This window comes from Nostoc cf. commune SO-36 (assembly GCF_023734775.1).
Taxonomy (GTDB): domain Bacteria; phylum Cyanobacteriota; class Cyanobacteriia; order Cyanobacteriales; family Nostocaceae; genus Nostoc; species Nostoc commune_A.
This window is the reverse complement of record NZ_AP025732.1, coordinates 6496177-6520612: the sequence shown is the minus strand read 5'-3', so window position 1 is coordinate 6520612 and position 24436 is coordinate 6496177. Positions and strand designations below refer to the sequence as shown.

Sequence of the window (24436 nt, the reverse complement as noted above, 5' to 3'; positions counted from 1 at the left end):
GCAGAGGAACGCAGAAAATAATTTTGCGTTCCTTTGCGTTTAACTTTGATTTTGGTAGGGTACTTAACACCGCAAACTCGCTTTGGTTGCGGCAAGAAACAGAGCGCCGACAGCATTCCTCCTGCCTCCTGCCTCCTGCCTCCTACCTTTCTTGTTAATACTCTGGAACTGAAGGATCTATTTCTCGACTCCAAGCGGTAATTCCGCCTTTAACATTTGTCCCAACAATCCCAGCTTCTTTGAGAATGGTGAGGGCTTTTGCTGATCGCCCGCCCATCTTACAATGAGCAATTAAACGGTGACCATTTAATATTTCCTTCACCTTAGCAACGCCATTGCCATTTTCAATGTCTGGTAAGGGCACTAACACTGAACCCGGAATTTTAGCAATGTCGTACTCATTGGGGTTGCGGACATCTAGCAGTACAAAATCCTTCGCACCACTATCGAGCAACTCCTTTAAATCCTTAACGGTGATTTCTTGCATTTCCATCTGCTGTTTAGCCTCCTCTGCCTTAGCTTGGGGAATTCCGCAGAATTGTTCGTAGTCTATCAGTTTTTCAATCACAGGGCGAATTGGGTTAGGACGCAACTTCAACTCCCGGAATTTCATATCTAAGGCGTTGTATAACAGCAATCGTCCACTTAACGTATTACCTTGTCCCAGGATAATTTTGACAGTTTCCGTTGCTTGAATTAAACCAATAATTCCTGGCAAAATTCCCAATACACCACCTTCTGCACAAGAGGGAACCATCCCTGGTGGTGGTGGTTCTGGGAAAAGGTCACGATAATTTGGCCCACCTTGGTAGTTAAATACAGTAGCTTGCCCTTCAAAGCGTAAAATTGAACCGTAGACGTTAGGCTTATTCAGCAATACGCAAGCGTCGTTAACTAGATATCTAGTGGGGAAGTTATCAGTACCATCCACGACGATATCGTAAGGTTCAAGGATTTCCAAGGCGTTTTCGGAAGTTAGGCGGGTTTCGTATAAATCAACCTGACAATAGGGGTTAATCTCGTGAATGCGGTTTTTTGCCGATTCAATCTTAGGTTTACCTACCCAGGATGTACCGTGAATGACTTGGCGTTGTAAGTTGGAAGTATCGACAACATCGAAATCGACAATCCCGATACGTCCAATACCCGCCGCCGCCAGATATAAAAGTAGTGGTGCACCTAGTCCACCTGTACCGATACACTGGACGCTGGCAGCTTTCAGGCGCTTCTGTCCTTCTAATCCTACTTCCGGCAAAATCAGGTGTCGGGAGAAGCGTTCGTAATCGTCTTTGGTCAACTGGATTTCATCCAGATTGGGATTGAGCATAGCAGTTATGATCTGGGACGGAATATTAATCCTATCGAAAAACTGTATCTCATATAGAGATGGGGAGTAGGGAAGACGGATTTTCATCCGTGGTGGCGGCTAAAACCGCTACGAGTGAGTGTCTTTAAAGTAAATCGTTAAATTATATTTTCAATTGCCTCTACTTGAAACTTATGAGTATCATCAAGGCTCCAGCTTCGGAGTTCTCCAGCTTTGCCGTTTTGGACAGTAACTATTATATATGAGTATCCTTGCCAAGCGTATAGGCGATCGCATTCTGAAGGGATAGCAGGATGATCTGGGTGAGAGTGAAAAATGCCAATAATATTCAATGAGCGATCGCGTGCTTGCTTTTGTGTTTTTAGCATAACTTCGGGTGCGATCGTATATTGTCGTCTTTTACTTTCTGTTGTCCGTTCCCCTGGAAACTGAGCTGCCGCTTGTGTATTCCAAGCATTTTCTGTTGGCATGACTTCTACCACAGTTTTGCCCTCATTAGCAAGATAGCCCAAAATTATACCACAGCACTCATCTGGATAGGTGCTTTCGGCATGGGTGCGGATAGTTTGCAAGTGTTCTTGGCTAAATTTGATCATGTCTGCGTTTAGATTTTTGGCACACATATAAGATATTGCCACACGTAGGCGTAGCCCGCCCCAGGCGATCGCAGCAATCAAAAAAGAAAATATCTATTTTTTGGAGCAGTCTTTCAAGCATCTTTAAAATTTGACTGTCAACTCGAAAAATGTAAAGTTTTTACAAAGTGAAGTATTCATGTACACATTTATTGGTGAGTAACGTGAAGAATATATAAAGATACTTCTTTAAGTATAGACTTCTAAGTAATTATTCAGTATATAGTTATTATCAAGTTATTTAGGTGTTGTTTATTTTCAAACTAAATACCTACAGATAACAGATGACAACAAAAGTGGAGAAAAGTCTTTCTGTATTTTCTAGACAGCAGGGCTTACCCATTGACAAAAAATTAAATATCAAGTCTGATTCTCAGGCATTTTAGCTTTATCTTAGATATTTTTCAGCGCTTTCTATTGAATTAAGAGTGATTACAACAAGCCTGAAATTTCTTTTTGTCGTTAGTTAATAGATACACTGATGAATTCCTACAACACCTAAAACCGTAAAGGAGCATCCCAAATGTATAAAAACATAATTTGTCATTGCAAGCGGTGTTCTATATAGATAGATAAGTGCTACTTGCAAGTTGGATAACAGAGTGAATTTTGAAATAAAAATTGCTTTTTCTCAAGACTGAGATGAAAGTATACCGAAAACGTCAAATTTTCGATGAGTTATTTGTACTGTTTGATGGCACAAATAACAAATTGATAGCTGAAGTTACTGAAAAATCGATTTAGGCAGGTAGAAAGTTATGGCAAATATTAATGGCACCAACGGTAATGATGTCCTTTATGGGACAACAGACGATGACCTGATTAATGGTTTACAAGGCGACGATAAATTAGATGGTAAGGGAGGCAATGATAATCTTGTTGGTGGTTTTGGCAATGATACTCTCTTAGCCTCTAGTACTAAAGGTAATAACACCCTCGATGGTGGGGCTAGTGACGATTACTTAGATGCTAACTATTCATCAGGCAACAACCTGCTTTCTGGGGGCGATGGTAATGATTCTCTCTTTGCCTCTTACGACGACACCGCATCTAACAGCAGCGAGCTGAGAGCATCTGGCAATAACACCCTCAAAGGTGGCGCTGGTGACGATTACTTAAATGTTGACTCTTCATCAGGCGATAACCTGCTCTCTGGAGGCGATGGCAATGATTCTCTCTTTGCCTCTTACGACTACGACGCATCTTTCAGTAGCAATCTGAGAGCATCTGGCAATAACACCCTTGAAGGTGGCGCTGGTAACGATTATTTGAGTGCTGCCAATTCAACAGGTAATAGCTTACTCTCTGGGGGCGATGGCAATGATACTCTCGTTGGCTATGGCGAAGTCTACGCAGGCAATGCTATCTTGACTGGTGGCAGCGGCAAGGATAAATTTCTTTTCGAGGCTAACCCGATCAGTACTACCGTTACCATCACCGATTTCAGTGGCATTGGTAAAGGCTCAAACCCATCAGCGGCGGTGATTGCCGAATTAGAGACCTTGCAATTTACAGGTTCTGAGCAATTAGCTGCAAGAAATCTGCTATTAACTCAAAATGGTAACAACTTAGAAATCACCTTTGACAGATGGCCAGATTCCAAAGTTGTCCTGCAAAACTTTGCCCTGGAAAACCTAGACAATTTAGCCCAGGTTGGCAATATCCTATTTGATGGGCAAACTAGCATCACGGACAGCTTTGATGTCTTCAATGCCAACTCCACTCAAAGCACTATCTTCAACAAAAACACAGTCACCTTCCTTAACGACCTCTCCAACAGTGTCAATGGTTTTGAGAATTCAGACGATGTAATTAATGGTCAGGGAGGTGATGACATCATCGACGGCTTGAGTGGCAACGACATGCTGAGAGGTAATGCCGGCAATGATACTCTCATTGGTGGTATTGGTGACGATATTCTATTGGATAATTCTAATTCTGATTTAACAGGTAATAATCTGCTTGTTGGGGGCGATGGCAATGATAATCTTTCCACCTCTGGCTTATTATTCTCATTCGGCGGCCCCTACTATTACATCTTTTATGGCTATGCCTCTGGCAATAATACCCTCGACGGTGGCGCTGGTGACGATAACTTGAGTGTCAACTTTTCATCAGGTAATAACCTGCTGTCTGGCGGCGATGACAATGATTATCTCTCTGCCTCTGGCTTGTACAACTTTGAACTTCCATTCCCTCGTTATACTATCTTTGGGAATAATACCCTCGACGGTGGCGCTGGTAACGATTCCTTATTTACAGACCATTCATCAGGCAATAACCTGCTCTCTGGGGGCGATGGCAATGATTATCTCTCTGCCTCTGGCACATCATTAGATTACGACTACGGAGCCTATGCTGCCTCTGGTAATAACACTCTCAACGGTGATGCTGGTAACGATTCCTTGATTGTCGACTATTCATCAGGCGATAACCTGCTCTTTGGGGGCAATGGCAATGATTTGCTCTCCGCCATAGATGCTTTAGGGAATAATACCTTTGATGGTGGCAATGGCAATGACATCCTCATAGGTGGCAAAGGTAATGATAGCCTTTATGGAGGGAATGGTAATGATGTCTTTGTTTTCAATAGTTACAATCAAGGCATTGACACTATTTATGACTTCAACGCCACCAATGAACTGATTCAGGTATCAGCTGCTGGTTTTGGTGGCAGCTTATCACGAAGTTCACTTCAGACAAGTCAGTTCACTATTGGCACATCTGCAACGACAAGCAATCAACGATTTATCTATGAATTTAATACAGGTGCATTGTACTTTGACCAAGATGGCAGTGCGGCTGGTTTTACTCAGGTAAAATTTGCACAACTATCTTCTGGATTGTCACTAACCGAAAATAACTTCCTGGTTGTTTAATCTTTATTAGCGTGCCATTACTAAACGGTAGGGAATGGCAGTTGCTATTCTAAACACTTTCCATTCGATTGAAAATTTAAGTGACTAAAAAAATCGATTTAGGTAGAAAATTATGGCAAATATCAATGGCACTAACGGTAATGATAGCCTCACTGGGACAACGAGTGATGACCTCATTAATGGTTTAGCAGGTGACGACACTCTAGATGGAAACGGAGGCAACGATACTCTAGATGGTGGTTTTGGTAACGATCGGCTTTATGTTTTCTCTTCTACTGGGAATAACAGCCTTAGTGGGGATGCAGGGAATGACGACCTTGATATTAACTACTCTAGTGGCAACAATACACTTTCAGGCGGAGATGGGGCTGATTCCTTTTATGCCATTGAAGTCCAGGGTACAAACATCTTGGATGGAGGGAATGGTGATGACATCTTCTATTTGAGCAATTTAAAGCCTGCCCCCTCTTCCTTATTAGTAACTCAAACGGTAAATGGGGGTACAGGTAAAGATACGTTGTTTGGCTATTACGGCAATTTTACTAGAAAAATCACTTCGACTTTCAATGCCACCACTAACATTGGCTCGATTACGGTTGGCACGAATCAAATTAACTACAAAAATATCGAACGATTACAGATCACAGGTACAGCCTACGATGACTATCTAGTAGGTACTAATGGTGACGATTCTTTGTCCGGGGGGGATGGTGGCAATGATACGATTATTGGAGGTGCAGGTAATGATAACTTGAATGCTTTTGATTCAGGAGGCTCAACAGACAATTATCTGCTGGATGGTGGTGCAGGTAACGATTACTTGAATGCCTCTGGTGGCTATTACTTTGTCTTAGGCAATAACACCCTCTATGGTGGCGCTGGTAACGATACTTTGAATATTGACGGTTCAACAGGTGATAACCTACTCTTTGGCGGTGATGGCAATGATTCTCTTACCGCCTCTAGCGACGGCCCCGGCTTCGGAGGATATCCTTATTATAACACCACTGGCAATAATACCCTAAACGGCGGCGCTGGTAGCGATCGCTTGATTGTTGACTATTCAACAGGTGATAACCTACTCTTTGGAGAAAATGGCAATGATTTGCTCTCCGCCATAACCGCCTTAGGCAATAATACTTTTTATGGTGGCAATGGCAACGATACTCTCATTGGTGGTGTTGGCAATGATACTCTCATTGGTGGCGATAACAATGATGCTCTCATTGGTGGCGCTGGTGACGATTACTTGGGTACTTATAATTCAGGAGGCAATGATACTCTCATTGGCGATGCAGGTAACGATTACTTGAATACTTATGATTCAGGAGGCGATAATCTGCTCTCTGGTGGCGATGGCAATGATAGCTTGAATGCCTCTGCTTATTACATTGGCAACAGATCGGGCAATAACACCCTTAACGGTGGCGCTGGTGACGATTACTTGAGTGCTTACTTTTCAACAGGCAATAACCTATTCAATGGGGGCGATGGCAATGATTATCTCTCCATCTCTGGCTCCCTCGAAGATTACGGGTACTATGCTGCGTCTGGCAATAACACCCTCAACGGTGGTGCTGGTAACGATACCTTACTTGCTGACGATTCAATAGGCGAGAATCTACTCTCTGGAGGGGATGGTAATGACATCCTCACAAGTGGCAACGTTAATGATAGCCTAATTGGAGGGGCTGGTACTGATACCTTTGTTTTCAATACTTACAACGATGGTGTTGACAGTATTTATGACTTTAACGCCACTAATGAATTGATTCAGGTATCGGCTACTGGTTTTGGCGGTGGGTTATCACCAAGTTCACTTCAGAAAAGTCAGTTCACCATCGGCACATCTGCAACGACAACAAATCAACGATTTATCTACGACAACAGCACAGGTGGGCTGTATTTTGACCTTGATGGCAGTGCATCTGGGTTTACTCAGGTAAAATTTGCACAACTTTTGGGTGGTGTGACACTAACCGAAAACAACTTTGTGGTTGTTTAATTGTGACTAGCGTTCTGCGGCTCTAAGTATTAGCTTGCGAGGTGTCCAAAAGAGCGCCTCGCATTCCATTCATCAATGCAATGTGTTAACAGGAGTATCTGTTAGATTCTGTTCTTCAACTTTCGGCATAGGTGCGGATGGTTTGCAAAATTTCTCGGTTAAGTCTGATTATGTCTGCATTTGTAATTTTAGTAACATATAGCAATTACTGCACAAATATTACGGCAAATTGCAATCAAACGTGCCACAGATAAAAGTACTGAAAGCAATACTGGGCTTTGTTTTAGGATTTATTTTGTGGTGGGTTTGATCAAAAACTGCTGTAAGATAATGGCAGGCATAGGCGATCGCAGTATTTGGAAATGAAAAATACGGATTTCAAGTTTGTGAATTGCATGATTTAAGTCTGAAAGCTAGGTATGAAGACTGTTTACCTTCTAAATTCTGCTGTATGTCTTTTTCCTCACTTATTTAAATATATGTATTATCTTATACTTTTATTGTTCAAATACGAGAAAAATATAAAGAATGTAAAAGCTCAGTATTTGTATATACATTTACAGTAAATAATGTGAAGAATATGCAAAGATAGTTATTTAACATAGACATCTAAGTAAAATACTATTGACTATAACTATGTAGTTATTTTGAGGCATCAAGATATTCTCTAATTTCAAGCTCACACACCCAAGAAGAATAGTTCACAAGGAGGAGATAAAAATCTCGTTCTCGATCAAGAATTAACTCTTGACTATTTTCTCTTCTAGTAAGACTTAAGCACTGGCAAAAAAATATCAAGGCTATGTTTTAGGCATTCAGTTGTCAGGTTTTTAGATGCTTGCAAGAGTGATTTCTACTCAACAAGGATGATTTATTTAGCCTGGAATGACCGATTATCGTGAATGCAGACGCTCATTAACTTGTATAGTGCTTAAGATTTAGATAGTTGGATAGATGTTACGTAAAACCTACTTAACAAGTAAATATTCCAGAAATATTACTGATCCTCAAGGGTAAAGTCAAAACTATCCCGAACACGTGAAATTTCGGTGAATTGTTTGTGCCCTCAAACGCCGTAAACAGCGGCTTGAGAACTGAAGTTACTGAAAAAATCGATTTAGGTAGAAAATTATGGCAAATATCATTGGAACTAACGGTAATGATACCCTACGGGGTAATTATGATGAAGCGGATACGATTAACGGTCTTGCAGGCAACGATACCATATATATTGAGCGTGGCAACGACACCTTAACAGGTGGAGGCGGCAATGATAAATTTGCTACCTACTACAACGCTTACAACAATACTACTACTGCTATCATTACCGATTTTGGTGGCGTAGGTAAGGGGACAAACCCGACAGCAGCAGTCATTGCCGAAGTGGACACTCTAGAATTTCAGGGTGAAGGTTCTACTGCCCGAAATTTGCTGTTGACCCAAAAAGGCAACAATCTAGAAATCAGTTTTGAAAACGATGCTAATACAACGAGAGTTTTTGATGTCCCAGTTATCCTGCAAAACTTTGCCCTGGAAAACTTAGATAACCTGAGCAAATCTACAGGAGCCACTGTACATTTGGGCAATATCCTGTTTTCTGACCAAATTAGCATCACAGATAGCTTTGATGTCTTCAATGCCAACTCCACCCAAAGCACTATCTTCAACTTGAACACAGTTACTTTTCTTAACGACCTGAACAATAATGTTAGCGGCTTTGACAACTCAGATGATGTAATTAATGGCCAAGAGGGTGATGACATCATTGATGGCTTGAGTGGGAACGACATGCTCAGAGGCGGTGCGGGCAATGACTCTCTCATTGGTGGTGCTGGAAATGATACTCTCCTTGGGGCTACGGGCAATGAATCCTCCACAGGCAATGACTCCCTTGTTGGTGGTACTGGTGATGATATCTTAAATGTTGAATTTTCAACAGCCAATAACACCCTCAACGGTGGCATTGGTGACGATCGCTTAAATGCTGGGGCAACATCTGGCAATAACTTACTTTTTGGGGACGATGGCAATGATTTTCTCTCCACCTCTGGTATTTCTCCTCAGTTTTCATACAACTATTTCCCCTCCTTAGGTAATAACACCCTAGAAGGAGGCGCTGGTGACGATACCTTAAAGGCTCAGTCTCCATCCGGCAATAACTTACTCTCTGGGGGCGATGGTAATGATTCTCTCTCCACCTCGGGAATTACAACTTATAGAGGAAGCCCTAATTTTAAGGACTCAGGCAATAACACCCTCAACGGTGGTGCTGGTAACGATACCTTGAATGCTGGCATTTCAACAGGCGATAACTTGCTATTTGGGGGCGATGGCAATGATTCTCTCTCCATATCTGGCGATGTTATCAACTATAGCGGTTTTGACGCTTATTACCTTTCTTCAGGCAATAACACCCTCAATGGTGGTGCTGGTGACGATACATTGACTGCTTATCATTCAACAGGTAATAACTTCTTCTCTGGGGACGATGGCAATGATTCCTTCTATCTAGACTACAGAATTCCAGATTCTCTTTCCTCTGGTTTGGTGACTCAAACAATAGACGGGGGTAAGGGTGACGATTTCTTGTCTGTCAATTACAGCTTTGCTTCTAGCGGTATCACAACAACATTCAATGCCACTACAAACAAGGGAGAAATTACGACTGGCACATCTCAGGTTGATTACAATAATATTGAGCGATTAAATATTTCAGGTACAAGCTATGATGACTTGATTGTTGGCAATGATGGGAATGATACGCTCTCCACTGGTTCGGGTGGCAATGATACGATCAACGGGGGAGCAGGTGACGATGTATTGTCCATCGATTACACCTATAATTTTGAGGGTATCACATCGACATTCAGTGCCAATGATCTGATCGATGGGGGAGCAGGTAACGATGTGTTGTCTGTCGATTACACCTATCCTTCTGGGGGTATCACAACAACATTCAATGCCACCATAAACATTGGGGCAATTACGGCAGGTACATATCGGGTTGACTACAAGAATATCGAACAATTAAATATTTTAGGTACAGCCTACGACGATAACATTGTTGGCAATGATGGGAACGATACGCTCTCTACGGGTTCTGGTGGCAAAGATACAATCGATGGGGGAGCAGGTGATGATGTGTTGTCCGTCAATTACTATGGTTCTAAGGGGATCGCAACGACATTCAATGCCACTACAAATACGGGAGAAATTACGGCTGGGACATCTCAAGTTGACTACAAGAATATCGAGCGATTAAATATCTCAGGTACAAGCTATGATGACTTGATTGTTGGCAATGATGGGAAAGATACGCTCTCTGGGGGCAGTGGCAAAGATGCGATTATTGGCGGTGCAGGTAATGATATCCTGACAGGTGGGAGTGGTGACGACACCCTAACTGGTGGCGTAGGCAATGATAAATTTGTTTACAACTTGAGCGACAGCTACTACTCTGACGAGAGTAACACTGATATTATCACCGATTTCGGTGGCGTTGGTAAAGGCTCAACTCCCTCTGCGGCGGTAATTGCCTCCTCAGACACCTTGCAATTTGATAGTGTATTCGCTACAGGTAGTATTTTCACTGTTCAAAATCTGCAATTAACTCAAAATGATAACAACTTAGAAATTACCTTTGAAGGTCAGGCTAATAACAACAAAGTCATTCTGCAAAACTTCAACTTAGAAAACCTGGATAATCTGCCAGCAACTTCTTCACGACCAGCTATTGGCAATATCTTGTTTTCTGGACAAACCAGCATTACCGACAGCTTTGATGTGTTTGATGCCAATTCCACTCAAACTAACCTGTTCAACAAGAACACTGTTACCTTCCTCAATGACCTCGACAACAACATCACGGGTTTTGACAACTCCAATGATGTCATCAATGGTCAGGGTGGTGATGACACCATCGACGGCAAAAGTGGTAATGACTTTTTGAGAGGTGATGCGGGAAATGATAGCCTCTATGGCGGTGCGGATAATGATACTCTCGTTGCCAGTGTAGGCAATGATACCCTTGATGGTGGTACTGGTAACGATAGCTTGAATGCTGGTGGTTCAAAAGGCGATAACCTGATCTCTGGAGGCGATGGTAACGATAGCTTGAATGCTGGTGGTTCAAAAGGCGATAACCTGATCTCTGGGGGTGATGGCAATGATTCTCTTGACATCTCTGGCAGCTACAACACCTACCCCTCCTCCTACGGCTTGAGCAACTCATCCCCCTCCGACTCTCGCTCATCTGGCAATAACACCCTCAACGGTGGTATGGGTGACGATATCTTGAATGCTAGCGGTTCAACAGGCGATAACCTGCTCTCTGGGGTTGATGGCAATGATTTTCTTTATATCTCTGGCTACAACTCCTTCGCCTCCTTCTCTGACTCTCGGTCATCTGGCAATAACACCCTCAACGGTGGTGTGGGTGACGATACCTTGAATGGTAGTGGTTCAACAGGCGATAACCTGCTTTCTGGGGGCGATGGCAATGATTTTCTTGACATCTCTGGCTCCTACAGCCCCGATTACTCCTACTACTCCTCAGACTCTCGGTCATCTGGCAATAACACTCTCAACGGTGCTGCAGGTGACGATAGCTTGAGTGCTGGCGGTTCAACGGCGATAACCTGCTTTCTGGGGAAGATGGCAATGATTCTCTTAACATCTCTGGCTACTTTGACTCTCGGTCATCTGGTAATAACACTCTCAACGGAGGTGCAGGTGACGATACCTTGAGTGCTGGCGGTTCAACAGGCGATAACCTGCTTTCTGGGGACGATGGCAATGATTCTCTTAACATCTCTGGCGGCTACTCCGACTCTCGTTCATCTGGTAATAACACTCTTAACGGAGGTGCAGGTGACGATACCTTGAGTGCTGGCGGTTCAACAGGCGATAACCTGCTCTCTGGGGGTGATGGCAATGATTCTCTTGATATCTCCGGCAATAGCAACTACTCCTATGACACTCGCTCATCTGGCAAAAACACCCTCAATGGAGGTGCTGGTAGCGACACGTTGAATGCTAGCGGTTCAACAGGCGAGAATCTACTCTCTGGAGGGGATGGTAATGACATTCTCACAGGTGGCAACGGTAATGATAGCCTTTACGGAGGAGATGGTACTGATACTTTTGCTTTCAATAGTTATAACGAAGGTGTTGACAGTATTTATGACTTTAATGCCACTAATGAATTAATTCAGGTATCGGCTACTGGTTTTGGCGGTGGGTTATCACCAAGTTCACTTCAGACAAGTCAGTTCACCATTGGCACATCTGCGACCACAAGCGAACAACGATTTATCTATGACAACAGCACAGGTGGACTGTATTTTGACCTAGATGGCAGTGCATCTGGGTTTACTCAGGTAAAATTTGCACAACTTTTGGGTGGTGTGACACTAACCGAAAATAATTTTGTGGTTGTTTAATTGTGATTAGCGTTCTGCGGCTCTAAGTATAGCTTGCGAGGTGCCCAAAAGAGCGCCTCGCATTCCATTCATCAATGCAATGTGTTAAGAGAAAATATGTGTTGGACTTTGTTTCTTAATTTTGGGTATGGGTGCAGATGCTTTGCAAGCGTTTTTGGCAAAGTTACATTATGTATGCGTTTGTAATTTTAGTAACATATAGCGATTTTTGCACAAATATTCAGATATTGGCAGGCGTAGATGTAGCCCGCCGCAGGCATCGCTAAAGAAAATATATATTTTTTATTCTTTCTTCAAGCATTCCTAAAGTTAGCTTTTTGGAAGCCTCCACTCAAACTTCTTTGTCAGTGCCGCTTTCTACGAATCAATTCTTGACCATAAACTCTAAAAATGTGAAGAACATACTAAGATAATTTCTTGCCAGATGATTTATCGGCATATAATATAAAGAGTATGCAAAGATAGTTCTTCAGCTATGGACATCTAAGTAAATATTCAGTATTTAGTTAGTATCAGGTTATTTAGATGTTCTCTATTTTAAGCTAGATATTCAGAGGCAATAGCCCACAACAAGGGTGTAAAAATCCCTTTCCTTATCAAGAGTTAACTATTCCCTATTTTTAAAATAGTAGGACTAGCCCTTTGAAGGTGTTGTGTGAGTTTCAGGCATTTAAGCTTGATTTGGCAAAGCTTTTTCAGCGATGCCTCGATTGAGATATGCCTACACTATTCTATAAAGGATGGTTAGAAAAAACCTAAAACGACCTATTTGAGTTCATCCCCTCGTCCATGAATTTGTACATTGCATGAGGTTTTGATACTTAAATAGGTGCTAATTGCAAGCTGGTAAAGAAAGTAGATTTCAAAGAAAGACTACTGTCCTTGAATAGTGACATAAGAGTATGCCGAAAGCGTCAAATTTCGGTGACTTATTGTGTTATGAAACACCACTAATCTAGGGCTGAGAGTTTAAGTTACTGAAAAACTGATTTAGGAAGGTAAAAGTTATGGCAAATATCATTGGAACCAAGGGTAATGATACTTTACTGGGCAGTAACGACGCGGACACAATCAATAGTAAAGCAGGCAACGATATCATCATAGCCAAGGGGGGTAATGACTTGCTGACTGGTGGCGGTGGCAAGGACAAATTTGTTTATAACTTAGGCGACGGTACTGATACCATCACCGATTTTGGTGGCATAGGCAAAGGCGTAAATCCCTCGGCAGCAGTCATTGCCGAAGTGGATACCATCGAATTCCAAGGTGCTGGCTTGAGTGCCCAAAATTTGCTGCTTACCCAGAATGGCAGCAATCTGGAAATCACCTTTGAAGGGGTAGCTGATGCCGAAGTTATCCTAAAAAACTTCAAACTAGAAAACTTGGAGAATCTGAAGGCTTCTGGTAAAAGACTAGCTATTGGCAATATCCTGTTTAATGGCCAAACTAGCATCACCGACAGCTTTAATGTCCTTGATGCCAATTCCACTGATACCAGTCTGGGCATCAAAAACACTGTCACATTCCTCAATGACCTCGACAATAACATTACGGGTTTAGACCACTCAAATGATGTCATCAATGGTCAAGGAGGTAATGACAAAATTGATGGCAAAAGTGGCAACGACTTGCTGCGCGGTGGTGCGGGGAATGACACTCTCATTGGTGGCGCGGGTAATAATACTCTCAACGGTGGCGCTGATGACGATAACTTAAGCGCTAACAGTTTAACAGGGGATAATCTATTAAATGGTGGCGATGGTAATGATTATCTCTCCGTCTCTAGTGACGGCTACAGTGAGGCATCTGGTGGTAATAATACCCTCAATGGTGGTGCTGGTAACGATAGCTTGATTGCTGACATTTCAACAGGGTCTAACCTACTGAATGGCGACGATGGCAATGATTATCTCTCCGTCTCTAATGACTACTACAATCCTGTAGAATCTGGTAATAACACCCTCAATGGTGGTGTTGGTAACGATACCTTAAGCACTGTATTTTCAAAAGGCGATAACTTATTGGATGGTGGTCATGGCAACGATCATCTTTCCGTCAATCTTGCCCTTGGTAATAACACCCTTAAGGGTGGCGCTGGTGACGATTACTTAAGTGCTAACATTTCAACAGGTAATAATCTGCTCTCTGGTGGTGATGGCAATGATTCTCTTTTTGCCTCTAATTTCGAGGGCTATAGGTTTGATAACACTAGTGGCAATAACACCCTCAACGGTGGGGCTGATGACGATTACTTGAATGTTGACTATTCATCAGGCGCTAACTTACTTAATGGGGGCGATGGTAATGATTCTCTCTCCGGTTCTAGCTACGGTTACGGCTACGGAGGGTCTTTTTATAACACCACTGGCAAGAACACCCTTAACGGTGGTGCTGGTGACGATAACTTAAAAGTTGACTATTCATCAGGCGCTAACCTACTTAATGGCGACGATGGCAATGATTATCTTTCCGCTTCTGGCTACGAGTTCGACGATTACAGCAACCAGTACGGCAACGAGTACGGCAGCGAAGCAGTCTATCGCAGGGCATCAGGGGATAACACCCTCAATGGTGGCGCTGGTGACGATAAATTGATTGTTGATTATTCAACAGGTAATAATCTGCTCTCTGGTGGTGATGGCAATGATACTCTCTCCGCATATAGCGCATTAGGTCATAACACTCTTTATGGTGGTTTTGGCAACGATGTTTTAACAGGTGGTTTTGGTAATGACACCTTCTATGGAAATGATGGTACTGATACATTTGTTTTCAATAGTTACAAAGAAGGAATTGATCATCTTTATGACTTCAATGCTACTAATGAATTGATTCAGGTATCGGCTGCTGGTTTTGCTGGTGGGTTATCAGTAGGTTTACTTGAGAAAAGTCAGTTTACCCTCGGAATATCTGCAACGGCAAGCAATCAACGATTTATCCATGACAAAAGCACGGGTGAACTTTACTTTGACCAAGATGGCAGTGCAGGTGCATTTACTCAGGTCAAATTTGCACAACTTTTGGGTGGTGTGACACTAACCGAAAACAATTTCGTGATTGTTTAATTGTGATTAGCATTCTTCTATTACTCTAGACACAGAATGGGAGGTTCTATTTTAACCACCTCCCATTCGATTTTTCAATACAAGATACATCTTCCATAATGAATGTAGAGAGGTGATATGTAGCGTCTCTCCAGGGTTTTCAGGTAACGCATCATTAATTTCTGGAGGTGTCTAATTACTGTTAGGGAGAGTAGATAGTGAGTTTAGTTACTTAACTTACGGTATAAGTGCAGATAATTTGCAAGTGTCTTTGGATTAGTTTAGCCATATCTGCGTTCGTGATTCTGGGCTTAGATACAATATATCACCCAATACGGTTCAGTTAAGCGCTACTTGTACACAATTGTGGGGTTTTGAGACGCGATAAATCGCCGTCTCTACAAGTTGGCTTTGTGAAAAATAGTAGTAGCGCGGCAAGCTTAAAATATTGGGTTCAAACAATCTAGAAAATCCACCAACAATAAAAATATTCTCTGATGACTCAACCCGACAAATGGTTGATAATGTTGGGTTTTGTTCCTCAACACAACCCACACCACTTTTAGTTTTTACCCTTAACCCAAGCGTATTGGAATATAAAGAATATAAAAAGTTCAGTATTTATATATACATTTATTGGCAAATAATGTGAAGACTATATAAAGATAATTATTTAAGTATAGACATCTAAGTAAAATATTGACTATGTAGTTATTTTGAGGTGTTGAGGTATTTTCTAATTTCAAGCTGAGACACCCACGAAGAATAGCTCATAAGGAGGACATGAAAATCTCGTTCTCTATCAAGAGTAAACTTTTGACTATTTTCGACCTAGTAGGACTTATACGCTGGAAAAAAACCAAATATAAAGGGTAAATCTTAGGCATTCAATTGTCAGATTTTTCGATGCTTGTTTAGTAATTTCTACTTAACAAGAATGATTAAAAAGCTTGAAATGACCAATTATCCTGAATGCACACGCTATCAATTTGTACAGTGCCTAAGGCTTAGATAGTCCGAGATAGTTATACAAGTGTCATGTAAAAGCTTGTGAAAGGGTGAATCTTCAATAAAAATTGCTGATTCTCATAGGTGATGTATAAAGTATCTCGAAAACCCTAAATTTCGGTGAGTTGTTTGTGCCTGAAAATGGCACAAACAACTGGTTGAAAACTAAAGTTACTGAAAAAATCTCTTAAGGTAGGTAAAAGTTATGGCAAATATCATTGGAACCGATGGTAACGATACTCTAGTAGGCAGTTACGAGGCGGATACGATTAATGGTAAAGCAGGCGATGATACTATCACAACTTTTGTTGGCAATGACACTTTAACTGGTGGAATCGGCAAGGATAAATTTGTTTTTGACTACGATAGTAACGGTACTAAAATCATCACTGATTTTGGTGGGGTAGGTAAAGGGACAAACCCGACAGCAGAAGTCATTGCCAAAGTGGACACTCTAGAATTCAAGCAAGGCACTGCCAAATATTTACTGCTGACTCAGAATGGCAGCGATTTGGAAATCACCTTTGAACAGGGAAGTTATACCCCAGTTATCCTGCAAAACTTTGCTCTGGAAAACCTGGATAACCTCAGCAAATCTACAGGAGCTACTGTAGACTTAGGCAATATACTGTTTTATGAGCAAACTAGCACCACAGATAGCTTTGATGTCTTCAATGCCAACTCCACCCAAAGCAGTATCTTCAACTTGAACACAGTTACTTTTCTTAACGACCTGAACAATAATGTTAGCGGCTTTGACAACTCAGATGATGTAATCAATGGTCAAGAGGGTGATGACATTATTGATGGCTTGAGTGGGAACGATATGCTGAGAGGCGGTGCTGGCAATGACTCCCTCGTTGGTGGTGCGGGAAATGATACTCTCATTGACGGTACGGGGAATGATACTCTGGTTGGTGGTACTGGTGACGATCGCTTGAATGTTGACTCATCAACAGGCAATAACCTACTTAATGGTGGCGATGACAATGATTATTTATCCGCCTCTGACTCCTTGTACGCAGGATTCGCCGCTTCAGGTAATAACACTCTCAATGGTGGTGCTGGTAACGATACATTGAATATTGACTATTCAACAGGCAATAGCTTACTCAATGGTGACGACGGCAATGATCTTCTCTCTCTTTCTGGCTTCGATTACTACAGTTACTTTGGTGCTTCAGGTAATAACACCCTTAACGGTGGCGTTGGTAATGATAGGTTGACTGCTGACTATTCAGCAGGCAATAACTTACTGGATGGTGGCGTTGGTAGCGATAGCTTGAATGTTGGCTCATCAACAGGCAATAACCTACTTAATGGTGGCGATGGCAATGATTATCTATTCGCCTCTGGCACAACTACCAGATACGGCACCGATCGCTCTTTAGGCGATAACACCCTCAACGGTGGTGCTGGTAACGATACATTTAATATTGACTTTTCAGAAGGCGATAACCTACTCAATGGTGGCGACGGCAATGATTCTCTTAGTGCTTCTGGCAACACGGTTTACTACTACGGAGGATTCTTCGCTTCTGGCAATAATACCCTCAACGGTGGCGCTGGTGATGATACATTGAATGTTAACTATACGCCAGGCAATAACCTTCTGGATGGAGGTGATGGTAATGATTTTCTTAGTGCTTCTGGCTATTACCAAGGGGGGTTAGGGTACACCGAAATTATTTATCCTTTCACATCAGGCAATAACACCCTCAACGGTGGTAGTGGTGAAGATACATTAAATATTGACTATTCAACAGGCAATAACCTTCTGGATGGTGGCGATGGCAATGATTATCTTTCCGGCTCAGGCATCCTCTATAATGACTCCGAAGGGGAAGATATCGTTACATCAGGCAAGAATACCCTCAACGGTGGCGCTGGTGACGATACATTGAATGTTGACTCTTCAACAGGCAATAATCTTTTAAATGGTGGCGATGGCAATGACTATCTCTCTGCTTTTGATGCCTTAGGTAACAATACTCTCAATGGTGGTGCGGGGAATAATACTCTCATTGGTGGTATAAGCAATGACTACCTCAATGATGGTATTGGTAACGACCTGCTGCGGGGTAATGCTGGAAATGATACTCTCATTGGTAGCGTGGGTTTTAATATACTTAATGGTGGCGCTGGTGACGATTACTTGAGTGTTAACTCTGTTAATAGCAATTACATCTTAAGCGGTAACAACCTTAACGGTGGCGTTGGTGACGATTACTTACTTGTTAATAGTTTTACTGGTAATAACACCCTTAGCGGCGGTGATGGCAATGATACTTTGTCTGCCTCTACCACCTCTGATGTTTCTGAATATGGTTATTTTGAAAATTTCCTCAACGGTGGTACTGGTGACGATCGCTTGAATGTTAATTTTTCACTAGCCGATAATAAGCTATTTGGGGACGATGGTAATGATACTCTATCGGCGGATGGTGCATTAGGCAACAACACTCTTTATGGTGGAAATGGTGATGATATCCTCATAGGTGGTCTTGGTCAAGATACCTTTGCTTTCAATAGTTACAATGAAGGCATTGATATTATTGATAACTTCAACATCACTAATGAATTTATTCAAGTATCGGCTTATGGTTTTAATCGCGAGTTATCAATAGGTACACTTCAGAAAAGTCAGTTTACAATTGGGACATCTGCAACGACAATCGATCAAAGATTTATTTATAACAACATTACGGGTGCAGTGTCTTTTGACCAAGATGGCAGTGCTGACGCATTTACTCAGGTAACATTTGCACAAGTATCAGATGGATTGTCACTAACTCAAAACAATTTTGTGGTTTTTTATTAATCGTAATTGTAGACATCGCTACTTACTAATACAGCGACCATCCAGCGAAAGTATTAGCTCAAAACCAAGCGAATAAGTATCAAGTCATTGGTACTCTGAACAAAGATGTTAGGGAAAGGTTAAAGGGAAAGGGAAAAATTCCAGGGAGCATCCCAAATGTGTAAGTTATATCAAACTCAGGTTATAAATTGTCATTGCGATCGCAATGTAGTCGAGCGAAGCAATCCCATATCTTGCGATTGCTTCACTACGCTGTCGCTTCGTACCCTACGGGTTCCGCCCTTGGCGGTACGCAATGACAAATGTATTCTTGCAAAATTGAGATGCTCCCAAATTCCATTTCTTTCCCCTTTCTCTTTTACTCTTTCCCACTTCTGCAAGAAAATCCTACTTCCCGCCACTTATCTCGTTATCTGGGATTCCGTAAGAAAAGCAAAAATCAGGTTGCGTCAAAAATCTTAATCACTCAGCCAACGGCTGGCTAAAGTACTTCCCAAGAAAGATCAGCCTTTTTTAATATTGTGGCGGGATAATTTTGACGGCGATGTCTCGATTAAGTTGTACGATGGAGACAAAATTATCCAAGACATTTTTTCCCCTACTGCTAGCGATGGAGTTTATGAGTGGACACCACGTATTTCCGTTATAGAAGGCTATTTAATTCGTATTTCTAGCTGCAAAGAGCGGAATATTTGCGGGCAATTGCAATTGTAGCAGAATGGGAAAATGAAATGGATAACTAGCTAAACGCAAACCTCTCAACAAGGTTGACGGTGTGGCAGTGATTGGAATTGTTATCGTTTCTCACAGTAAACAACTAGCTTTGGGTGTGCGGGAACTCGCCGCGCAGATGGTTCAGAACCAAGTTCCCATTGCTGTTGCAGCAGGTATTGAAGATCCGGAAAACCCATTGGGTACAGATCCTATTCAGGTTTTATGAAGCGATCTCGCTTCTGTCTATTCTGATAATGGTGTTTTGGTGTTAATGGATTTGGGTAGTGCTTTGCTGAGTGCAGAAATGGCAATTGAGTTTCTACCAGAAGCACAACAGCAAAAAGTGTATTTATGTGAAGCACCTCTAGTAGAAGGCGCGATCGCTGCTGTAGTCGCGGCGGCGGCTGGTAGAGATATTCACCAAGTTATGGCGAAAGCACGCGGCGCACTTTTAGCAAAAGCAACTCAATTAGGTGTTGTTAGTAGGCCGTTGTCACTTGTCACCTCAACAACCGATGTAGAATCACCAACCAGAGAAATCCGGCTGATTGTCAGCAATCGCTTAGGATTACAGGCCCGTCCCGCAGCGCAGTTTGTGGTGACAGCAACCCGGTTTCAATCGCAAATTTTGGTGCGGAATTTAACGAGAAATACTGAGTTTGTCAGAGGTGACAGTATTAACCAAGTTACAACTTTAGGGGTGCGTCAAGGACACGAACTGCTGATTACTGCTACTGGTGCAGATGCAGATGAGGCACTGGCGGCATTACAGGCATTATTCGCTAATAACTTTGGTGAGGCAGCCCGGTCTTGTTGTTCCAACAAAGAGGGACTGCCGAACCCGGAGGGTGAAGATAATGTTGCTTTGAATTCTCCACCAGCATTTCATCATGAATTTACTCCAGCAACTCATGGCGAACTTTCGGGAATTGCAGCTTCTCCAGGAGTAGCGATGTCTACGACGGGCTTCGCCTACGCACCCGTTGTTCATTATCAACCCACTCACATTTCGATTACTGAATATCACGTAGAGGATGTAAAGTTAGAGTGGCAAAGATTAGAAGCGGCAATTCACACCGCTAGACAAGAAATTCAAGCAGTTTTCTCACAAGCATCTCTGCAAATTGGTGACGCTGAAGCCGCCATTTTTGATGCCCAATTACTATTTTTAGAAGATCCAGTATTGTTGGAAGCGGTTAAAGAGCGCATCTTCAAAAACCATCTAAATGCTGAAGCCGCTTGGCAAGCCGTAGTTGATGAAGTAGCAACTTCTTACCGCACACTTGAGGATTCTTACCTGCAAGAGCGAGTTGATGATGTTGTAGATGTGGGGCAAAGAGTGCTGCGATTACTAGTTGGAAATGCAGATGCTAACCTACATCTAGAGGAACCAGCGATTTTAGTGGCGACTGATTTAAGCCCATCAGATACCGCTAGACTAGATCCGAAAAAGGTTTTGGGAATTTGTACTACTTCTGGTAGCGCCACCTCCCACAGTGCAATTATCGCCCGGACGTTGGGTATTCCCGCAGTTTTGGGAATAGATGCCCAAGTGTTGCACTTGGCAGACGGTACACTTATGGCACTTGATGGCGAAAGTGGCAGAGCTTGGATAGAACCAGAATCACATATCCTAGATTTACTGGCAGCAAAGCAAGAAGCTTGGCAAACTGCCCAACAACAAGCACAAGCAACGGCACACCAGCCAGCAATTACTCTTGATGGTCGGCAAGTTAGCGTCTTTGCCAACATTGGTAGTATAAAAGATGTTCAAGTTGCTGTAGCTAATGGTGCAGAAGGTGTGGGACTACTCCGCACTGAGTTTCTTTATCTTGACCGGACAAGCGCCCCGACTGAAGAAGAACAATTAGCAGTGTATCAGGCGATCGCTCAAGTTTTAGATCATCGTCCGTTAATTATACGTACCTTAGATGTCGGTGGTGATAAGCCGCTTCCTTATTTGAGAGTAGGTTTTCCTGAAGCGAACCCTTTTTTAGGCTGGCGGGGAATTCGTTTCTGTTTAGATCATTTGGATTTGTTCAAAACTCAGTTACGGGCAATTTTGAGAGCTAGTGTTGGACACCAAATTAAGATTATGTTGCCGATGATTGCTAGTGTAACTGAGGTACGTGCAACTAAAGTAATTTTGGGTGAAGTGCAGGCTGAACTAAATCAAGCTGGTATTTCCTTTGATGCCGCGATGAAAGTAGGAATTATGGTAGAGGTTCCGGCAGCAGTTGCGATCGCAGATCAGTTAGCAGATGAAGTAGACTTCTTTAGTATCGGGACTAACGATCTGAGTCAGTACGTTATGGCTAGCGATCGCACTAATCCCCGCATCGCAAATTTAGTTGATGCGCTACATCCAGCCGTGTTGCGAATGGTGCAGCAAACGATCCAAGCTGCTCATTCGGGGGGAATTTCGGTAGGATTATGTGGAGAATTGGCAGCAGATATTTTAGCAACACCAATTTTATTAGGTTTAGGGTTGGATGAGTTGAGCGTGAATCCTCAAAGTATACCGGGAGTGAAACAAGCGATCGCTCGGTTGAGTATAGTTGAAAGTGAAGCGATCGTAGTATCAGCATTACAACAAGATTCCGCAGAGGATGTCAGAGAGCTAATCTCAACTTCAGTTACTCCTCCTGCGTAAATTCGGTATCTTGAGCAAATATCTTCTCGATATCCCGCGCCCCGTGCAAGACACGCATAATTTGAATACCTCCTTCAACCGTGCGGTAAAAGATGACATAATTTCCAGAAGGAAAGCTCCTGATACCTTCCCCTAACTCAGGGCGGTTACGATCAATTCCAGGCATAGCAGCAAGTTTCCGAAACAATTGAGCAAAGCGGTTAAGCAATCGTCCCACTATTGCCAGATCATTCGTAGCTATGTATTCATAGATGTTATCAAGGTCGCTGACTGCTAACGGTGTAATAAGTGTAACTACTCATTATCAAGTCTCAGTCAAAGCAGCCTGGTAGCGAGACTGGAGCCGTGCCATCACTTCCTCCCCATTTAAGAGTTCGCCCCTGTCAGCTTGGTCAATACCCTTTTGAATTTCCTGTTGCAAGCTTTCTAGCTTCAGTTGATTTAGTTCCTCTTCAAGCTGCTGCAATCGATTAAGCATCTGTTGGAAAGCACGGGCATCTTGAACCACCACTGCCGCTTCGCCATTCACTGTTAAAACCAGTGGAGCTTTCGTTTCTTTGATTTGCTCAACATAGTTGCTAGCATTGCGCCGGAAGTCCGTTAACGAGTGGATATTTTCAATGTTAACCATACAAGCACCTAATTAAGTACCTGATTCGATACTATTTTCTTTTGTCCTACGCGTCAACAAGAAAAACAATTAATGTTTTTCTCAACACTGTTAAAATCTGATTCCCAGTTGCCCGTTAAAGCCACGAATAGAATTGTAACCAGCACCAACAAAAACGTTATCAGTAGCACCTACCTGAACACCACCGGAAACTGCAACACCTTTATCCTCTGAATAAAGTCCAACTCCTACATAAGGTGAAATGACAGGCAAACTGATAAATTTCAAAACATCTACTCCCGTAGCACCATCAGGCCCAACTCCTAGCTCTACGCCAAAATTTAAAGCCCTAGCTCCTACAGCATAAGTTACATCACCATCTTTTCCACCGACTGAAACCCAAGGTTGCGGTATAAGTTGAGCCGATGCTTGACTTGGGGCAAATAAAGCTAGCAAAACGATGGATGTAATGAATGTTTTCGTAATAATCGCTATTTTCACGTTATTCTCCTCCACTAACTGCTGCATTTTAATTTTTTTCTCACAACTACCCTTGCTTCAGCACTATTCTTAACTAGGGTTTGTCTATGATGGCTAATCGTGACGCATTGAACGTCATTTGAGTGCCCGATGATGTCGCCAAACAAGCAAATGCGATCGCTCAACAAGCAAATGGAGTCGCCAAACAAGCAAATGCGATCGCCCAACAAGCAAATGGAGTCGCCAAACAAGCAAATGGAGTCGCCCAACAAGCAAATGGAGTCGCCAAACAAGCAAATGGAGTCGCCAAACAAGCAAATGTTGTCGCTAAACAAGCAAATGGAGTCGCCAAACAAGCAAATGCGAATGAGAAAGATATGATTAAATTATTAAAAACTTACTCAAAAGTGGATACGTCCCGCAGCAAACTAGGAATTTCCCCTTGAGAGAAAGGAAACTCCAGCAAGGTTTCTCTAAGACCTAGATATCCAGATTCAGCAAACGACAAAAGCATTCGTGAAAGCGCTAGCCAAACCTCCGGTTCGTATTCCCAATCACGATAACGCGAAGCTTTACCAGCAATTGAACGTAGCGCCCAGAAATAAGAGTTCCGCACCACCGAGCCACCCTTCTTAAACTCTGGTACATCTTCGTGGTGGATAAAAAGTATTTTATTTTCTATTTTAGCTCTCATGTCAAGTAGGGTACATTTAGGCTTTAGCCTAACGCACCATCTTGAACGGCAGTGCATCGTCTTTGCCAAAAAGATCCTCTTTTCTCTGTGTTCTCCGTGCCTCTGCGGTTTAAAAGTTTTTTATT

Annotated in this window: 12 protein-coding genes and 3 pseudogenes; 9 read left to right on the top strand and 6 right to left on the bottom strand. The window is 42.5% G+C overall.

Annotated features, from left to right (window positions below):
- Nucleotides 1-154: 154 nt before the first annotated feature.
- Entirely contained in the window at nt 155-1327 is a 1173-nt protein-coding gene (gene moeB, locus ANSO36C_RS29365) for a molybdopterin-synthase adenylyltransferase MoeB (protein WP_251957628.1), read from the bottom strand.
- Between the two features lie 137 nt (nt 1328-1464).
- On the bottom strand, nt 1465-1923 hold the full coding sequence (locus ANSO36C_RS29360) for a M67 family metallopeptidase (RefSeq protein ID WP_251957627.1): 459 nt from the start codon (nt 1921-1923) through the stop codon (nt 1465-1467).
- A 797-nt stretch (nt 1924-2720) separates the two neighbouring features.
- Here ANSO36C_RS29360 and ANSO36C_RS34580 point away from each other — a divergent pair.
- From ANSO36C_RS34580 to ptsP, 8 genes and pseudogenes are all read left to right on the top strand, one after another.
- Entirely contained in the window at nt 2721-4841 is a 2121-nt protein-coding gene (locus ANSO36C_RS34580; RefSeq protein ID WP_323374534.1) for a beta strand repeat-containing protein, read from the top strand.
- Between the two features lie 112 nt (nt 4842-4953).
- Nucleotides 4954-6846, top strand: coding sequence for a calcium-binding protein (locus ANSO36C_RS29345; protein WP_251957626.1), 1893 nt, complete (start codon nt 4954-4956; stop codon nt 6844-6846).
- A 1131-nt stretch (nt 6847-7977) separates the two neighbouring features.
- Nucleotides 7978-11592, top strand: a pseudogene (locus ANSO36C_RS29340) (beta strand repeat-containing protein); the annotation flags it as partial.
- Nucleotides 11589-12287 (top strand): calcium-binding protein, encoded by a 699-nt coding sequence (locus ANSO36C_RS29335; RefSeq protein ID WP_251957624.1) that lies wholly within the window; start codon nt 11589-11591, stop codon nt 12285-12287. The pseudogene ANSO36C_RS29340 and the gene ANSO36C_RS29335, both read left to right, overlap by 4 nt.
- A gap of 1007 nt (nt 12288-13294) precedes the next feature.
- Nucleotides 13295-15352 (top strand): annotated as a pseudogene (locus tag ANSO36C_RS29330) (beta strand repeat-containing protein); the annotation flags it as partial.
- Nucleotides 15353-16544: 1192 nt separating this feature from the next.
- Nucleotides 16545-19160, top strand: coding sequence for a beta strand repeat-containing protein (locus ANSO36C_RS29325; RefSeq protein WP_251957623.1), 2616 nt, complete (start codon nt 16545-16547; stop codon nt 19158-19160).
- A gap of 775 nt (nt 19161-19935) precedes the next feature.
- Nucleotides 19936-20241, top strand: a pseudogene (gene dhaM, locus ANSO36C_RS35225) (dihydroxyacetone kinase phosphoryl donor subunit DhaM); the annotation flags it as partial.
- Between the two features lie 60 nt (nt 20242-20301).
- On the top strand, nt 20302-22527 hold the full coding sequence (gene ptsP / locus ANSO36C_RS29320) for a phosphoenolpyruvate--protein phosphotransferase (protein ID WP_410174737.1): 2226 nt from the start codon (nt 20302-20304) through the stop codon (nt 22525-22527).
- Here ptsP and ANSO36C_RS29315 read toward each other — a convergent pair.
- The 3 genes from ANSO36C_RS29315 to ANSO36C_RS29305 form a co-directional block, all read right to left on the bottom strand.
- Nucleotides 22511-22753: a type II toxin-antitoxin system RelE/ParE family toxin gene (locus ANSO36C_RS29315; RefSeq protein WP_251960474.1), complete on the bottom strand. Its 243-nt coding sequence runs from the start codon at nt 22751-22753 to the stop codon at nt 22511-22513. The two genes, ptsP and ANSO36C_RS29315, sit on opposite strands and share 17 nt — an antisense overlap.
- A gap of 78 nt (nt 22754-22831) precedes the next feature.
- Complete coding sequence (locus ANSO36C_RS29310; RefSeq protein ID WP_251957622.1) at nt 22832-23158, bottom strand: type II toxin-antitoxin system Phd/YefM family antitoxin; 327 nt, start codon at nt 23156-23158, stop codon at nt 22832-22834.
- Nucleotides 23159-23248: 90 nt separating this feature from the next.
- Nucleotides 23249-23638, bottom strand: coding sequence for a hypothetical protein (locus ANSO36C_RS29305; RefSeq protein WP_251957621.1), 390 nt, complete (start codon nt 23636-23638; stop codon nt 23249-23251).
- A 122-nt stretch (nt 23639-23760) separates the two neighbouring features.
- On the opposite strand from ANSO36C_RS29305, the gene ANSO36C_RS29300 reads away from it, so the two are divergent.
- Nucleotides 23761-24063, top strand: coding sequence for a hypothetical protein (locus tag ANSO36C_RS29300; RefSeq protein WP_251957620.1), 303 nt, complete (start codon nt 23761-23763; stop codon nt 24061-24063).
- On the opposite strand, the gene ANSO36C_RS29295 is transcribed toward ANSO36C_RS29300, so the two are convergent.
- A complete protein-coding gene (locus ANSO36C_RS29295; RefSeq protein ID WP_251957619.1) occupies nt 24015-24311 on the bottom strand; it encodes a hypothetical protein in 297 nt (98 codons plus the stop codon). The two genes, ANSO36C_RS29300 and ANSO36C_RS29295, sit on opposite strands and share 49 nt — an antisense overlap.
- Nucleotides 24312-24436 lie beyond the last annotated feature (125 nt).

Coding starts and splice junctions, on each gene's coding strand:
- ANSO36C_RS34580 (WP_323374534.1), top strand. CDS start 2,721: ATGGCAAATATTAATGGCACCAACGGTAATGATGTCCTTTATGGGACA.
- ANSO36C_RS29295 (WP_251957619.1), bottom strand. CDS start 24,311: ATGAGAGCTAAAATAGAAAATAAAATACTTTTTATCCACCACGAAGAT.
- ptsP (WP_410174737.1), top strand. CDS start 20,302: ATGGCGAAAGCACGCGGCGCACTTTTAGCAAAAGCAACTCAATTAGGT.
- ANSO36C_RS29325 (WP_251957623.1), top strand. CDS start 16,545: ATGGCAAATATCATTGGAACCGATGGTAACGATACTCTAGTAGGCAGT.
- ANSO36C_RS29345 (WP_251957626.1), top strand. CDS start 4,954: ATGGCAAATATCAATGGCACTAACGGTAATGATAGCCTCACTGGGACA.
- moeB (WP_251957628.1), bottom strand. CDS start 1,327: ATGCTCAATCCCAATCTGGATGAAATCCAGTTGACCAAAGACGATTAC.
- ANSO36C_RS29360 (WP_251957627.1), bottom strand. CDS start 1,923: ATGATCAAATTTAGCCAAGAACACTTGCAAACTATCCGCACCCATGCC.
- ANSO36C_RS29310 (WP_251957622.1), bottom strand. CDS start 23,158: ATGGTTAACATTGAAAATATCCACTCGTTAACGGACTTCCGGCGCAAT.